Origin of the sequence: Dactylosporangium sp. NBC_01737, from assembly GCF_035963215.1 — a bacterium.
Taxonomy (GTDB): Bacteria; Actinomycetota; Actinomycetes; order Mycobacteriales; family Micromonosporaceae; genus Dactylosporangium.
This window is the reverse complement of the sequence record NZ_CP109153.1, coordinates 9,583,680-9,598,319: the sequence shown is the minus strand read 5'-3', so window position 1 is coordinate 9,598,319 and position 14,640 is coordinate 9,583,680. Positions and strand designations below refer to the sequence as shown.

The following is a 14,640-nucleotide window of genomic DNA, read 5'->3' as shown; positions in this document are numbered from 1 at the left end:
GTTTGAACGTTCAACATGGATGTCCGGACAGTCTCACCCCACCAACCGCTTGTCAAGAGGACCACATGGCGCAGCCCTACCTGCACGAGCACGTGACGTGTGTCGCCGCCCCGGCCACCTGGCTCTCCGGGCCGTCGGGCCAGCTCCGCGGCGGCGCCGACGGCCTCTACGTCGACGACCGCCGGGTCCTGTCCAGGCTGGTCGTCACCGTCGGCGGGGCCGAACCGGTCCCGATCCAGGTCAGCCGGACCGGGGCCGCCTCGGCGCGGTTCACCGCGGTGCTGCCCGGCCTCGGCGACGACGGCCCCGACCCGACCGTCACGCTCGAACGCCACCGGCTCACCGGCCCGCGCGGCGGGACCGAGACGATCACCCTGGCCAACCGGTCCCACGCCACGCTCATCGTCGACGTCGCGGTGGCCGCCGGCACCGACTTCGCCACCATGGGCGCGGTGAAGGACGGGTCCACAGCGGACGGCTCCACAGTGGACCTCCACGATGCCGTTGAGGCGACAGGGATGCGGGTGTCCGTCGAGGCCAGCCCGCCGCCGGACGCCGGGCCGCTGCGGTGGCGGGTCACCGTCGCGCCCCGGTCGAGCTGGAGCGTCACGCTGCGCTTCAGCCGTACCGACGCCGCAACGACGACCGGCGCACGCACCGCCAGCCCGTTGCGGGTCGAGGCCGACGACCGGCGCCTCGACGCCCTCGTGCGCACCGGCGTCGAGGACCTCGACGCGCTGCGCCACAGCGACGGCGAGGACGTCTACTACGCCGCGGGCAGCCCCTGGTATCTCACGCTGTTCGGCCGCGACTCGCTGTGGGCGGCGCGGCTCGCCCTGCCGCTGGGCACCGACGTCGCCGCAGGGACCCTGCGCACCCTCGCCCGGCGGCAGGGCACCCGGCACGACCCGGACACCGACGAGGAGCCCGGCAAGATCCTGCACGAGGTGCGCCCCGCCGACGCCGCCCACTGGCTGCCACCGGTCTACTACGGCACCGTCGACGCCACGGCGCTGTTCGTCAGCACCGCCGCCGACGCGTACCGGTGGGGTATGCCGGCCGCGCAGGTCGAGGCGCTCCTGCCGCACATCGAGCGCGCCCTTGCCTGGCTCGCCGGCCACGAGGGCTTCATCGCCTACCAGTCCAGCACGAAGGGTCTCGCCAACCACGGCTGGAAGGACTCGGGCGACGGCGTGCAGCACGCCGACGGGCGCATCGCCAAGGGCCCGCTGGCGTTGTGTGAGGTCCAGGGGTACGCCTACCGCGCCGCCGTGGACGGCGCCTGGCTGCTCGAATCGTTCGGCCGGGCGGGAGCCGCGGGCTGGCGCAACTTCGCCGCCGGGCTCGCGGAGCGGTTCCGCGCCGAGTTCTGGTGCCCCGGCGGCTATCCCGCGGTCGCGCTGGACGGCGACGGCGTGCAGGTCGACAGCATCACCTCGAACATCGGCCACCTGCTCGGCACCGGTCTGCTCACGCCCGGGGAGAGCACGCGGGTCGCCGGGCACCTGTCGGGGCTGCGCTCACCGTTCGGCATCCGGACCATCGCGCCGTCCTCGGCCGGGTACAACGTCCTGTCCTACCACCTCGGCTCCGTCTGGCCGCACGACACCGCGATCGCCCTGCTCGGCCTGGTCCGCGACGGCCACCGGCAGGAGGCGGCCGCGGTGATCCGGGCGCTGCTGGACGCCGCGGCGCGGTTCGACTTCCGGCTGCCGGAGCTGTTCGCCGGCGACGACGGCCCGGCGCCCTACCCCGCCTCCTGCCGCCCGCAGGCCTGGGCCGCGGCGGCCGGCCCGGCGCTGCTGACCGCCCTGCTCGGCCTCGACGTCGACGTGCCCGCGGGCCGGATCACCTTCGACCCGCTCGCCCCGTCACCGGTCGGCGCCTACCGCGTCCGCGGCCTGCGCATCGCCGGCGGCGAGCTCGACGTGAGCGTCTCCACCACCGGACGGCCCACCATCCACGGTGGACCGTCCGGAGTCGCGTACCTGATGGCCGACGGCAGTCCCGTCGCCGACTTCACTGGGTAACCTCTATGGTCAAGTTCCGCTCACCCAGGAGGTCGCATGGTCGGGTCGCAAATCGTGACGTACTCGCTCGATGACGACACGACGGTCATGTTCGAGATGGAACCCCTGGACGAGTTCACCCTGGCCGGCGCCCGGGACGTGGTGGGCCGCGTCCGGCTCGCCCTCGGCCCGGCGGTCGCCGCCGCCGCCGAGGTGCTGGACCAGGTCCGGGTGCTCAGCCCGAGCGGCGTCGAGGTGAAGTTCGGCGTCAAGGTCTCCGGCACGATGAACTGGATCGTGGCGAAGGCGGCCACCGAGGGCAACTTCGAGGTGACGCTGTCCTGGCAGCCCGGGCAGCCGCAACAGCAGCCCACTGAGAGCCGGGAGGCCGGGACAGCGCCCGCCGGCCATGAGTGAAGCGGCCTTCGGCCGTCCCAACGCGGATCCCTGGGTAGCGCGGATCCACGACACGGAGCACGACGGCGCGCCGATCGGCTCCGGCGTCGTGATCGACGAGTCGCGGGTCCTCACCAGCCGGCACGTGGTGCAGGGCCGCCGGGCGGCGTTCTCGGTGAGCTTCCCGAAGGCGAGCACGGCGCCGACCACCCGCAGGATGGTCCGCGAGGTGCGCGCGGCCGCCGACGCCGACGTGGCCGTCCTCGTGCTGGAGGACGGCGTGCCGCCGGGCGTCACGCCCGCGCCGCTGCGCAGCCCGTCCGCCCGGGATCTCAGCGACCAGCCCTGGTGGGCGTTCGGGTTCCCGACGAACGCCCGGTACGGCAGCGAGGCCAGCGGCGACATCGGCGGCCCGCTCGCCTACGGGTGGGTGTCACTGCACACCAGGTCGCACGACGTGATCACCGAGGGCTTCAGCGGTGCGGGCCTGTGGTCGCCGACGTTCAAGGCGGTCGTCGGCATCGTCGGCGAGGCCCGCATCGGCCGCGATCATCCCGGCGACGGCCTCGCCATGACGCTGCAGGAGGTCGACCGGGCGTTGCCCGGTGAGCGGCTGTCCGCGCTCACCGCGTGGCGGCTGCCCGACGCCGGCGAGCCCGCCCTCGCGGCGTGGGGCTGGTCGCTCGACGACGATGACGAGGCCGTGCGGCACTGGCGCCCACGGGCGCGGGGCGTGTCGGTCGACCGCGAAGCGGGCTTCCGGTTCAGCGGGCGCACCAACGCGTTGACGGAGATCGTGCGGTGGCTGCGCCGGCCGGTACCGGACCGCTCGGTGCTGATCGTCACCGGGTCGCCGGGGGTCGGCAAGTCGGCAGTGCTCGGCAGGATCGTCACGACCGCCGACGCGTCCATCCGGGCCGCGCTGCCCGAGCGCGACACCAACGTGAAGGCGCCCCTGGGCTCCGTCTCCTGCGCGATCCACGCCAAAGGCAAGACCGCGCTCGACGTCGCCGCCGAGCTGGCCCGCGCGGCGTCGATCCGGCCGCCACGCGAGGTCGAGGACCTCGTCCCGGCGCTGCGCGACGCGCTGGAACACCGGCCCGGCAAGCGTTTCAACGTCGTGATCGACGCGCTGGACGAGGCGACGACTCCGGCCCAGGTGCGGCTCATCGCGTCGGGACTGCTGGTGCCCGTCGTGGAGACGTGCGCCGACGTCGGCGCGCAGATCGTCGTGGGCACCCGCCGCAACGACGACGGCGGCGACCTGCTGGCCGTCTTCGGGCGGGCCGGCCGGCACGTCAATCTCGACGACCCCGAGTACTTCGCCGAGGAGGACCTCGCCGAGTACGCGCTGAGCACCCTGCGGCTCGTCGGCGACGAACGGCCCGGCAGCCCGTACGCGGACCCGGCGGTGGCGCTGCCGGTGGCGCGGCGCATCGCCGCGCTCGCGAAGCAGAACTTCCTCATCGCCGGGCTGGTCGCGCGGACCCACGGCCTGCACGACGTCGATCCGGTCGACCCGGCACTGCTGGAGTTCCCGCCGACGGTCGACGCGGCGCTGGACGGCTACCTGCAGCGCCTCGCGCCGGTCGGGGTCGTGTCGGCGAAGCTCGTGCTCACGGCGCTGGCGTACGCGCAGGGCCTCGGGTTCTCCGTCGAGGTGTGGTCCGAGGTGCTCCGCTCGCTCAGCGCCTTCGTCGGGCCGGCGCACCTGGAGCAGTTCAGCCGGTCCGCGGCGGCGAACTTCCTCGTCGAGACCAGCAACGAGGAGGGCACGCCCCGGTTCCGCCTGTTCCACCAGGCGCTCAACGACTCGCTGCTGCGGGCGCGGGAGGAGCGGCAGGTGCGGGGCGTCGGCGAGGAGGTCCTGACCAGAGGTCTGATCGCATACGGCCGGAGGCGGCAGTGGGCCGGCGTCGACCCGTACCTGCTCACCGCGTTGCCGGTGCACGCCGACCGCACCGGCCTGCTCGACGAGCTGCTGGTCGACGACCGGTACCTGCTGCACGCCGACCTGCTCCGGCTGATCTCGATGGCCGACCACGCCCGCAGCCCGGCGGCCAAGGCCCGCGCCCGGCTGCTGCAGCTGACCCCGCGGGCGACCTCCGCCGGCGCCGCCGAACGCGCTGCGCTGTTCAGCGTCACGCAGACGATGGAGCGACTCGGCCGGCCGATGGTCCCGCCGCGGCAGGCGCCGTACGGCGCGGTGTGGGCGGCGACCACCCGCCGCACGGAGCGGGCCGCCCTGGAAGGGCACTCGAGCCGGGTCAACGCGCTGTGCAGCGTCCGCATCGACGGGCAGCTCCTGCTGGCCAGCGCCAGCGACGACTGGACCGTCCGCCTCTGGGACCCCGTCACCGGCATGCAGGAGGCGGTGCTGCGCGGGCACACGCGGGAGGTCCGCGCATTGTCGACGTTGACGGTCAGCAATCGGCAGCTGCTGGTCACCGCCGCGGACGACGAGACGGTCATCGTCTGGGACCCCGCCACCGGCCGGAAACGGCACCAGCTCACGGTGCAGCCGAGCGCGACGGCGCTGTGCGAGGTGCATGCCGGGTCGCACACCGAGCTCGCCATCGGCCTGGCCAGCGGCGAGGTGCTGCGGTGGAACCCCGCGGCCGACGTGGTGTCCAGCGATCGCTCGCACGGTGCGGCGATCGTGGGCCTGTGCGCCGTGCGCAGGCGGGAGGCGACCCTCCGCGAGGTCTTCGAGGGACCCTCCGACCTCGTGAGCGTGGCCGCCGACGGCACCATGATGCCCGACGGCTACGTGACCGTGGAGTCGGCGCACAGGCACAACATCGTCGCCGTGCACACCGACGCCGGCGCCGACTTCACCAGGCTGCGCACGCCGGAGTACGTCGTCGTCGTGCGCCGGGACGGCACCCTCGACGTGAGCAGCGTGCGCCTGCGCACCGCCCGCGTGCGCACCATCCGGCAGGTCCGGCTCGGCCAGCAGAAGGAGATCGCCGCCACCTCACTGTTCGTCGTGAACGGCAGGCCGCTGCTGGCGGCGGCCGGCGAGGACGGCTCCCTGCACCTGTGGGACGCGCTGACGGGTGAGCACATCCGCGCGCTCACCGAACGCGGCGGTGCCGTGGCGGTGACCGCGGTCGACGTGAACCAGCGTCAGTACCTGGCCAGCGCGGGTGAGGATCTGCTCATCCGGGTCTGGGACCCGACCTCGTGGAGCGAGGAGCAGGTCCTGGACGATCAGACCGTGCGGGCGCTGGCGCTGGTGCCCGAGTCCGGCGAGGAGCCCGTCGTCGCGGGGCTGACGACCCGGTCGGTGACGTTGTGGAGCATCGCCAGCGGCCGGCAGGAGCGCGCCCTGACCGGCTCGCGGGTGTTCAGCGGCCTGTGCGCGTTCCACGTCGGCCGCGCGCCGCTGCTGGCCAGTTCGAGCCGGCACGACGCGTCGGTGCAGATCTGGAACCTGGGCACCGGCCGGGTCGAGCGCCCACTGCCGGGACTGAACACGGCGCCGAACGCCATGGCCGCGCTGCTGGTCCACGGGCGCCCGGTCATCGCGACCGCGAACAGCGACGGTGCGATCCGGCTGTGGGACGTCGCCCGCCGCCGGCTGCTGGACGCCGGGATGCTGCGCGGCGGCCGGACCGCCCGGCTGCTGGGCCACGCCGGTCGCGTCACCCGGCTGACGACCGTGCGCATCGACGGGCAGGACTGGCTGCTCAGCGCGGGGGAGGACCAGTCCCTGCGGCTGTGGGACCCGCAGGACGGCAGCCAGCAGGGCTACGTGCGGCTGCCGCACCCGCACCAGGTCACGGCGCTGTGCGCGGTCACGATCGGCGGCCACATCCTGGCCGCGACCGGCGGCCGGGACCACTCGATCGAGCTGTGGGACCCGTTCACCGGACTGCACAGCGGGACCCTGGCGGGTCACTCGGAGACCGTCCGCAGCATCTGCGTGGTCCGCGCGTCCGGGCAGGACCTGCTGGCCAGCGCGAGCAACGACCGGACGCTGCGGCTGTGGGACCTACGCCTGAACGCGTCCGTGCTGACCATCCCGATCTACCACCAGGCGATGGCCCTCGTCTCCCACGGCAACGTACTGATCGTCGGCGTCACCGCCGGCATCGTGGCGCTGCGCCTCGAACTCTGAGGCACATATTTCAGGCTTGACTTATATAAGGCGCGGGTGACATTGTCGGGTCGTGCATGCGTTCGATGTGCTCGGCGACCCGGTGCGGCGCCGGATCCTGGAGCTGCTCGCCGACGGGGAGCAGCCCGCCGGCGCGGTCAGTGACGCCGTGCGGGCCGAGTTCGGCATCTCGCAGCCGGCGGTCTCGCAACACCTGAAGGTGCTGCGGGAGTCGGGGTTCGCGACCGTGCGCGCCGACGGCACCCGGCGCCTGTACGCCGTCGACGCCGCGCCGTTGCAGGAGATCGACGTCTGGCTGGAGCGCTTCCGCGGGTTCTGGAGCCAGCGACTGGACGCGCTCGGCACCGAGCTCGCCCGCGGCAAGCGCAAACGACTCGAAGGAGGGAATTCATCGTGATCGACATCGTGAACCAGATCAACGCCATCCACCGGGAGATCGGCAACCACCCGGTCAGCACCGGCGAGGGCCGCTCGCTGCTGCTGCGCCGCACGTACGACGCCGCGGTCGAGGACGTGTGGGACGCCTGCACGGACCCCGAGCGGCTCGGCCGGTGGCTCGGTCAGGTCGACGGCGACCTGCGGGCCGGTGGCACGTACCAGATCAAGGACAACGCCGGCGGGCGGATCGTGCGCTGCGAGGCGCCGCGCCTGCTCGCGGTGACCTGGTCCTTCGGCGGGGGCATGGACACCGAGGTCGAGCTGCGGCTCGCGCCCGGACCCGACGGCGACACGGTGCTGGAGCTGGAGCACTCCTCGCCCGCCGAGATCGTCGACGAGCTCCTGCGCACCTACGGGCCCGGCGGCACGATCGGCATCGGCGGCGGCTGGGACCTCAGCCTGCTCGGCCTGGACCGGCACCTGCACGGCGCCGACCTGGACCCGGCCACCTGGGAGGACGCGCCCGAGGTGAAGGACTTCGCCACCCGCAGCTGCCACGCCTGGGGCGCGGTGATCCAGCGGGCCTGGGGGATCAGCGACGACGACATCGCCGCGGGTATCGCATTCGGCGTGCAGCATTACGCGCCGCCCGCTGACTGATCGCGCTCACATCTGGCGATCAGCGGGTCGGCATTGACAACGGCAGAGCGTTGGCTGAGTCTATGTGAGCGCTAACACCCCAGCGCATGCACATCGGCCCGCCAGCCGATGCCGTCGACGCGTCGTGACGTTTGTCGCGCTCTTTTGCGTGCTCGCCGGTGACGGGGCGGGATCCGCCCCCCACCCCGAGCACGTGAGGAGCATCCGTGGACTGGCGTAGAGCACGCCGAGCCCTGTCGGCGCTGGCGGCCGGCATCGTCATCCTGGCCGTCGGGGTCGTCGCCGGGCCGCGGCCCGCCGCGGCCGCCGGCCCGTCGTTCACCAACCCGGTCGTCGGCACCCCCAACAGCGGCGACCCGACCCTGGTCTACTACAACGGGTTCTACTACTACGTCGCCACCACCTGGTCCTCCAACGTCGTCATGCGCCGCTCCAGCACCATCGCCGGGCTGAAGAGCGCGCCCGAGCAGGTCGTCGTGCAGACCGGCGGCACCACGATGTGGGCCCCGCACCTGGAGATGGTCGGCAGCCGCTGGTACCTGTACTACTCGGTCGAGGGCTTCAACGCCGCGCGGCGGACCCACGTCGCGGAGAGCGCCGGCACCGACCCGCTCGGGCCCTACACCGTCCGCGGCATCCTGAACCTGATGCCGAACAACGGCTGGGCCATCGACGCGGCGCTCGTCAAGCTCAACAACGCGCTTTACATGACGTTCTCGGCGTTCTCGCCGGTGGACAACCTGCAGTCGTTGTACCTGGCGCCGATGAGCAACGCGTGGACGGCGGGCGCGTTCGGCTCGCGCATCTCCGCGCCGACGCTGAGCTGGGAGAAGCAGGACGGCGCGGTCAACGAGGGCGGCTTCGTGCTGCAGCGCAACGGCCGCACGTTCATGACCTACTCGGCCAGCCACTGCAACGGCCCCAACTACAAGCTCGGCATGCTGGAGTACAAGGGCGGCGACCCCCTCGCGCAGGCGTCGTGGACCAAGTTCGCCAACCCGATCTTCCAGCGCAGCGACGCGAACGGGGTGTACGGGCCGGGCCACCACTCGTTCTTCACCTCGCCCGACGGCACCGAGACCTGGATCGCCTACCACGCCAACTCCTCGGCCGGCCAGGGCTGCGGCACCACCCGCACCACGCGGGTGCAGAAGATCTCCTGGAACGCCGACGGCACCCCGAACCTCGGCGTCCCCGTGTCCACCTCGACCGTCCTCGCGGCGCCGTCGGGGGAGACCGGCACCCTGCCGGCGGCGAAGAAGATCCGCAACCGGCACAGCGGCCTCTGCCTCGACGACTACAACTACGTCGTCACCCCGGGCGCCGAGGTGCGGCAGTGGACCTGCAACGGTCTGCCGGTACAGGACTGGCTGATCAGCGACGCCGGCGGCGGGTACGCGCAGATCGCCAACCGCCACAGCGGCCTCTGCCTGGACGACAAGGACTTCGCCACCGCCGCCGGTGCGGTCGTGCAGCAGTGGACCTGCAACGGCCTCGCCGTCCAGCAGTGGAAGGTCACCGACGTCGGCGGCGGCTACTCCACGCTGACCAACCGCCACAGCGGCCTCTGCCTCGACAACTACAACTTCGGCACCGCCCCCGGCGCCGAAGTGCGGCAGTGGACCTGCAACGGCAACAACGCCCAGCAGTGGACGATCGCATAACCCGGGCGCGTCGATGCCGGCGGCCGGGGTGTCGCCGATGGTGCCCGTGTCACCGGTCGCTGGGCCGTCAGCCGCCGCGGCGGTGGCAAACGCGCAGGGCGCGGCGGCGGGCCCGGCGGCGCCGTTGTACACGCTGCCGTCCTCGGACGTGCCGTCGACGTTCGAGCAGCCGGCGACGCCGTCGCCGTGGGAACAGACGCCCGCCGGGCCGTTCGCCGCCTCCCCGGTCAGCGCCGAGCCGGTGAGCGCCGCGCCGGTCTCGCCGGGGGCGGGCAGCGCGCCGGTGTCGCCGTCAGCCGGGCAGTTCTCCGCACCGCCGATGAGCACCGCCCCGGTCTCGCCTCCCGTGAGCGCGGCTCCCGTCTCGCCTCCCGTGAGCAAGGCAAGGGCCTGCTGGCTGGCCGGATCCATCCACTGGGCGTCGTCGGCCAGCAGCAGGATCGGCCGCTGCACCGCCACCTCCGCCAGCAGCTCGAGCGCCGCCATCGCAACCGTGTACAGGTCCGGTGGCGCGCCCGACGTCCGGCCGGACGCGACCTCCATGGCTTGCCGATAGTGCGCAGTCAACCGGTTGCTGTGGCTGAGGACGGGACGCATGACCTGGTGCAGTCCGGCGTACGGCAGCCCGAACTCAGTGGACGAGCCGACCGCGCGCAGCACCCGGAACGTGTCGCCGGCCGTCGCGGCGGCCCACTCCAGCAGCGCCGACTTGCCCACGCCCGGGCTACCGCGAATCACCAGCGCGGCGCCGCCTTCGTCGGCCCCGTCCAGTAGCCGGCCGATGGCCGACTGCTCCGGTGCCCGCCCAACCAATGCAAGCCGTGTATCCACGCCGACCCCCGCCGTCCACTTCGATGTCGATCATCGCAGCATCAAGTCAGACCGCGGCACTGTCAGGTCTTGATCAAAAGGTGGGACGTGCCGGCGATTCGGCAGTGCGTCCACCTGCCCCGGTCCGGGGATCCGGGGTGATCTCAGCGGTGCGGAGCGCCATGGTGCCGCCGCAGGTTGCCGGCATCGACGGTGAGACACATCTCAGTGCAAAAGCCCCGGATGGGACGTGTCCGGTGCCTCCGGAATGGGTACGGTCCGGACTCGATGAGGCAGTGGCTGGCGCGGACAATCTCGCGGGTACCGCCGCACTGGCGGTACGCCCTGCTGGTGTTCGCCGTGTCCAGGGTCGTGCTCAGCGTGCTCGGCGTCCTGGTGCGCCAGGCCCTCGAGGGCGCAGGGGTCGGCCCGCCGCCCGCCGAGGCGCAGATGCTGCAGGACCAGGCCGGGGTCTCACCACACGTCTGGTATTCGATGTGGTTCGCCTGGGACGCCTTCCAGTACCGCCAGCTCGCCGAGGTGCCCTGGGGCAGCTGGACGCACACCGGCTTTCCCCTGCTGTACCCGGTGCTGGCCAAGGCGGTCGCGATCCCGCTCGGCGGCGACACCGAACTCGCCATGCTGCTGATCAGCGCCGCCGCCTACGTGGTGCTGCTGTCCTACCTGTACCGCTGGACTCTGCTCGTCCTCGGCGACCCGGACGACCACGCGGCGGCCCGGCGCGCCTGCCGGTACCTGGCGCTCATGCCGGCCGCGTTCCTGTTCCACGCCGCGCTGACCGAGTCCCTGTTCGTGTGCCTGGCCGTGGCGGCGTTCTACCACGCGGAGCGCCGGCAGTGGCTGCTCGTCGGCGTCATCGGCTACTTCCTGTCGATGAGCCGGTCCGTCGGCTTCCTGGTCGTCATCCCGCTGGCCATCCTGCTGCTGCGCGAGCGCGGCTACCGGCTCGGACCCCGGGCGTTGGCGGCCCACCTGCGGGTGGGCTGGCCGCTGCTGCTGGTCCCGGCCGGCTGGCTGACGTTCATGGCCTACGCCCGCTGGCGGACCGGCGACTGGTTCGACTACCAGCACGAGCAGCGCCGCGGCTGGCAGATCGAGCCGCAGAGCCCGCTGCGCACCATCTGGACCGGGCTGTGCGAAGAGGTGGCCCCGATCGACCGCACCCGCCTCTACGTCGCGCTGGTGGTGCTGGCGCTCGCCGTCGCCGGCCTGTGGTGGCTGCACCCGGCGTACGCGGTGTACACCGTCGTGCTGGTGCTCGCCTCGATGACGATCGGCCCCGTGGTGTACCGGAGCCTGCTGCGGTATCTGCTGATCGCCTTCCCCCTCGCCGCGGCGCTGGCGGGCGCGACCGCCCGCCGCGAGGGCGACACGGCGCTGGCCCCGGTCCTCGCCTGCCTGCAGGGCGTGCTGTTCGCCCTGTGGATCGCCTACTGGACCCACACCGTCATCTGATGGGACATGCGCACCGGCCGTCCGGGTCAGCCTTTGAGGGCGCCCTTGACGAAGCCGCGGACGTAGTACCGCTGCAGCAGCAGGAACAACAGCACGCAGGGGATGGCGGCGGTGACGACGCCTGACAGGAGGGTGCCGTAGTCGACGGCGCCGAGGCTGCCGGACTGCAGGTTGAACAAGGCGACCGGCAGCGTGAACTTCTCGTCGTCGGTGATGAAGATGAGCGGGGCGACGAACTCGTTCCATGAGGCCAGGAACGAGAACAGCGCGACGGTGACGATGCCCGGCATGACGCCGCGCAGCAGGATGTGGCGCAGGACGCCGGCGGGGCCGCAGCCGTCGATGAGGGCGGCCTCGTCAAGCTCGACGGGCAGCGCCTCGAAGGAGTTGCGCATCATGAACAGGCCGAACGGCAGCTGGAACATGGCCAGGACCAGGGCGAGGCCGAGGAGCGAGTTCTGCAGGCCGAGCCAGTCCAGCATGATGTACAGCGGGATCAGGATCGTGCTGTGCGGCACCATCAGGATCGTCAGGGTGAGCATGAAGAGCAGGTTCTTGCCGGGGAAGGTGAACCTGGCGACCGCGTAGCCGCCGAGGGTCGTGGCCACCACGGTCACCGCGACGGTGACCACCGCGACGAAGGCGGTGTTGGCCATGTAGACCGGCAGGCCGCTGCCGTAGTCCAGCAGCCGCCGGTAGTTGCCGAGGCCGAACGCGCCGGTGCCGGTGCGGCCGTGCAGCGAGCTGTACAGCGCCCACAGCATCGGGGTCAGGAAGAGCACGGCGAGCGCCGCGCAGGTCGCGTGGAAACCGGCGGCGCGGGTCCGGGACCGTTTCATGCGGCGCTCCTGTCGGTGCCGGGGCCGCGCAGGAACCGTACCTGTGCGCCGTTGACGACGAACAGCACCGCGAGGATGCCCACGGAGATGGCGGCGGCGCGGCCGAGGTCCTGGGAGGTGAACGCCTCGCGGTAGATGCCGATGACGACCGTGGCGGTGCCGTGCCGGCCGCCGGTGAGGATGAAGAACTGGTCGAACGCGAGCAGTGAGCTCGTCACCAGCAGCACCAGGACCAGCGCCATCGTGGGGCGCAGCAGCGGCAGCGTGATGCTGCGCATCATCTGCCAGCGCGTCGCGCCCTCGAGGGTGGCCGCCTCGTACAGCAGCGGATTGATCGACTGCAGTCCGGCCATGATGATGACCATGTAGTAGCCGGCGAACTTCCACGTGATGAGCAGCGCCGTGGAGAACAGCGCGTGGTTGCCGTCGCCGAGCCAGTCCAGGCCGTCGTCGCCGGACAGCCGGGCGAGCACGTTCAGCGGCGAGGAGTCCTGGTTGAACATGCCGTAGAACAGCAGGCTCGCCGAGGCCAGGCCGACCGCGGCAGGCAGGAAGAACACCGTGCGGAACACCGCGACCGCCGGCCCGGGGCGCTGCACGAGCAGGGCGAGCCCGAACGCCATCAGCGACACGAGTGCCGTGGCGATCACCGTGTACTTGAGGCTGAAGACGATCGCGCGGGCGAAGAGCGGCTCGCGCAGCGCGTCGTAGTTCGCCACCCCGTTCGGGGCCGAATCACCCAGCAGCGGCCAGTCGTTGAGCGACATCCACACCATCAGGCAGAGCGGGACGACGAACAGCACCGCCACCAGGATGGCCATGGGCAGTGCGTACAGGAATCCGGTTGGGCGCCGCACGCTCAGCCTCCGCTCAACGAGGCGGTGATGCTCACGTTGTGCCGGTCCAGGGCGGCCGACACCGGGCCGGTGCCGAACACGGCGTCGGCGACGGCGGAGATCCACGGCCCGTTCGGGTCGTTGAAGGTCTTGCCGAACGCCACCGCGTACGGCGTCTGGCCCTTGCGCGCGATCTGGGTGAACGTCACCAGCCGCGGGTCCTGCTGGGCGTAGACGTTGCCGTCGAGGTCGCTGCGGACGGTGACGTAGCGGTTCTTCGCCACGACCTCGACCTGAGCCTGCTCCGACAGCGTCCACGCGATGAAGTCCCACGCCTGGTCCGCGTGCCGGCTGTTGGAGCTGATGCCGAGCACGTCACCGCCGAGGAACGACGACGCCCCGCCCTCCAGGCCGGGGATGGCGGCGACGCCGACCTGCAACTGCGACGCCTCCTCGATGTTGCGCAGGGCGGTGGCGCCCATCGGCTGGATGCCGACCAGGCCCTCGCTGAACGCCTGCGTCCACGACGGCCCGCTCTCGTTCCTGGCGGCGCGCGGCGCCAGCCCTTCGGCGTACATCCGCCGGTACAGCTCGAACACCTGCGTCGCGTCGGGGCTGTTGAGCAGCGCGGCGGTGCCGTCGTCGGTGAGCACCTTCGACCCGGACGCCCAGATCATCGGCCATGACGTGGCGAACATGCAGTCGGGGCACGCGCCGCCGAAGTTGAACCCGTGCACGCCGCCGCCGAGCGCGGTGAGCTTCGCCGCGAACTCGTGCAGCTCCCGCAGGTTCGCCGGCGGCTTGTCGCCGTCGAGGCCGGCCCGGATGAACAGGTCCTTGTTGTAGAACAGCGCGGCCAGGTCGATGTCGTGCGGCACACCGTAGACGTGGCCGGCGTGGGTGGCGGCACGCATGTGCGACGGCGCGAGATACTCACGGAACCCCAGCGTCCCGACCCGCGCGGTGATGTCGGTGAAGACGCCCTGGGATGCGTAGTTCGGCGCGTACACGACGTCGATCGCCAGCAGGTCCGGCAGCTGGCGGGTGCCGGCGGCCGCGCCGACGCGCTGCTGGTAGGAGTCCGCCGGCATGACCGTGAGCTTGACCTTGTTGCGGTGGGTCCGGTTGTACTCGTCGATGAGCGCCCGGCTGAACGCCCCCGTCAGCGACCGCGTCCACATGGTGAGGACGGTGGCGTCATCGACGGCGGCGGTGCCTGTCGGCGCGGGCCCGACGTGGGCGCGCTGGCAGGCTGACATCGTCAGCACCACGGCGAGGGCCGCCGCCCAGCGCCACCCCGATCTGCGTGCTCCCATTGACCGCCTCCGCTCCGAGCGAATGTTAGCGATCACATGATCGTTGTCAACACCACCGTCAGGATGTTAATTCTTGGTACTCGCGACGCCGGTCGGCGATGTGAGCGGTCTCCCCGACGACGCCGACGGCTGA

10 protein-coding genes and 1 pseudogene are annotated in these 14,640 nt (G+C 72.0%); 7 read left to right on the top strand and 4 right to left on the bottom strand.

All coding sequences use genetic code 11. From position 1 onward, the window contains the following. The first annotated feature begins 65 nt into the window (after positions 1-65). From OHA72_RS43905 to OHA72_RS43880, 6 genes are all read left to right on the top strand, one after another. Positions 66-2,030 (top strand): amylo-alpha-1,6-glucosidase, encoded by a 1,965-nt coding sequence (locus tag OHA72_RS43905; RefSeq protein WP_327002024.1) that lies wholly within the window; start codon positions 66-68, stop codon positions 2,028-2,030. A 36-nt stretch (positions 2,031-2,066) separates the two neighbouring features. Beyond that, positions 2,067-2,426, top strand: a complete 360-nt coding sequence (locus tag OHA72_RS43900) for a CU044_2847 family protein (RefSeq protein ID WP_327002023.1) — start codon at positions 2,067-2,069, stop codon at positions 2,424-2,426. Next, the gene (locus tag OHA72_RS43895) at positions 2,419-6,528 is read left to right on the top strand and encodes a WD40 repeat domain-containing protein (protein WP_327002022.1); all 4,110 of its coding nucleotides are present in this window, start codon (positions 2,419-2,421) and stop codon (positions 6,526-6,528) included. Before OHA72_RS43900 ends, OHA72_RS43895 begins: the two co-directional genes overlap by 8 nt. A gap of 52 nt (positions 6,529-6,580) precedes the next feature. Then, complete coding sequence (locus tag OHA72_RS43890) at positions 6,581-6,925, top strand: ArsR/SmtB family transcription factor (RefSeq protein ID WP_327002021.1); 345 nt, start codon at positions 6,581-6,583, stop codon at positions 6,923-6,925. Next, the gene (locus OHA72_RS43885) at positions 6,922-7,566 is read left to right on the top strand and encodes an SRPBCC family protein (RefSeq protein WP_327002020.1); all 645 of its coding nucleotides are present in this window, start codon (positions 6,922-6,924) and stop codon (positions 7,564-7,566) included. The genes OHA72_RS43890 and OHA72_RS43885 overlap by 4 nt, the downstream gene beginning before the upstream one ends. Positions 7,567-7,772: 206 nt before the next feature. Continuing rightward, positions 7,773-9,230, top strand: coding sequence for a family 43 glycosylhydrolase (locus OHA72_RS43880; protein WP_327002019.1), 1,458 nt, complete (start codon positions 7,773-7,775; stop codon positions 9,228-9,230). A gap of 429 nt (positions 9,231-9,659) precedes the next feature. Here the strand turns inward: OHA72_RS43880 and OHA72_RS65125 are convergent. Next, a pseudogene (locus OHA72_RS65125) lies at positions 9,660-10,061 on the bottom strand (AAA family ATPase); the annotation flags it as partial. 267 nt (positions 10,062-10,328) lie between these two features. On the opposite strand from OHA72_RS65125, the gene OHA72_RS43870 reads away from it, so the two are divergent. Continuing rightward, positions 10,329-11,516 carry a hypothetical protein gene (locus OHA72_RS43870; protein ID WP_327002017.1) on the top strand — a complete coding sequence of 396 codons (1,188 nt, stop codon included), beginning with the start codon at positions 10,329-10,331 and terminating at the stop codon, positions 11,514-11,516. 26 nt (positions 11,517-11,542) lie between these two features. On the opposite strand, the gene OHA72_RS43865 is transcribed toward OHA72_RS43870, so the two are convergent. Genes OHA72_RS43865 through OHA72_RS43855 form a run of 3 tightly spaced genes read right to left on the bottom strand, consistent with a single transcriptional unit; the run spans position 11,543 to position 14,507 of the window. After that, the gene (locus OHA72_RS43865; protein ID WP_327002016.1) at positions 11,543-12,355 is read right to left on the bottom strand and encodes a carbohydrate ABC transporter permease; all 813 of its coding nucleotides are present in this window, start codon (positions 12,353-12,355) and stop codon (positions 11,543-11,545) included. Next, complete coding sequence (locus tag OHA72_RS43860; RefSeq protein ID WP_327002015.1) at positions 12,352-13,212, bottom strand: carbohydrate ABC transporter permease; 861 nt, start codon at positions 13,210-13,212, stop codon at positions 12,352-12,354. Before OHA72_RS43860 ends, OHA72_RS43865 begins: the two co-directional genes overlap by 4 nt. Positions 13,213-13,214: 2 nt before the next feature. Next, a complete protein-coding gene (locus OHA72_RS43855) occupies positions 13,215-14,507 on the bottom strand; it encodes an ABC transporter substrate-binding protein (RefSeq protein WP_327002014.1) in 1,293 nt (430 codons plus the stop codon). Positions 14,508-14,640: the final 133 nt, after the last annotated feature.

Bases quoted from the DNA above. Each gene is read 5' to 3' on its own strand.
- OHA72_RS43870 (WP_327002017.1), top strand. From the start codon at position 10,329: ATGAGGCAGTGGCTGGCGCGGACAATCTCGCGGGTACCGCCGCACTGG.
- OHA72_RS43905 (WP_327002024.1), top strand. From the start codon at position 66: ATGGCGCAGCCCTACCTGCACGAGCACGTGACGTGTGTCGCCGCCCCG.
- OHA72_RS43895 (WP_327002022.1), top strand. From the start codon at position 2,419: ATGAGTGAAGCGGCCTTCGGCCGTCCCAACGCGGATCCCTGGGTAGCG.
- OHA72_RS43900 (WP_327002023.1), top strand. From the start codon at position 2,067: ATGGTCGGGTCGCAAATCGTGACGTACTCGCTCGATGACGACACGACG.
- OHA72_RS43865 (WP_327002016.1), bottom strand. From the start codon at position 12,355: ATGAAACGGTCCCGGACCCGCGCCGCCGGTTTCCACGCGACCTGCGCG.
- OHA72_RS43855 (WP_327002014.1), bottom strand. From the start codon at position 14,507: ATGGGAGCACGCAGATCGGGGTGGCGCTGGGCGGCGGCCCTCGCCGTG.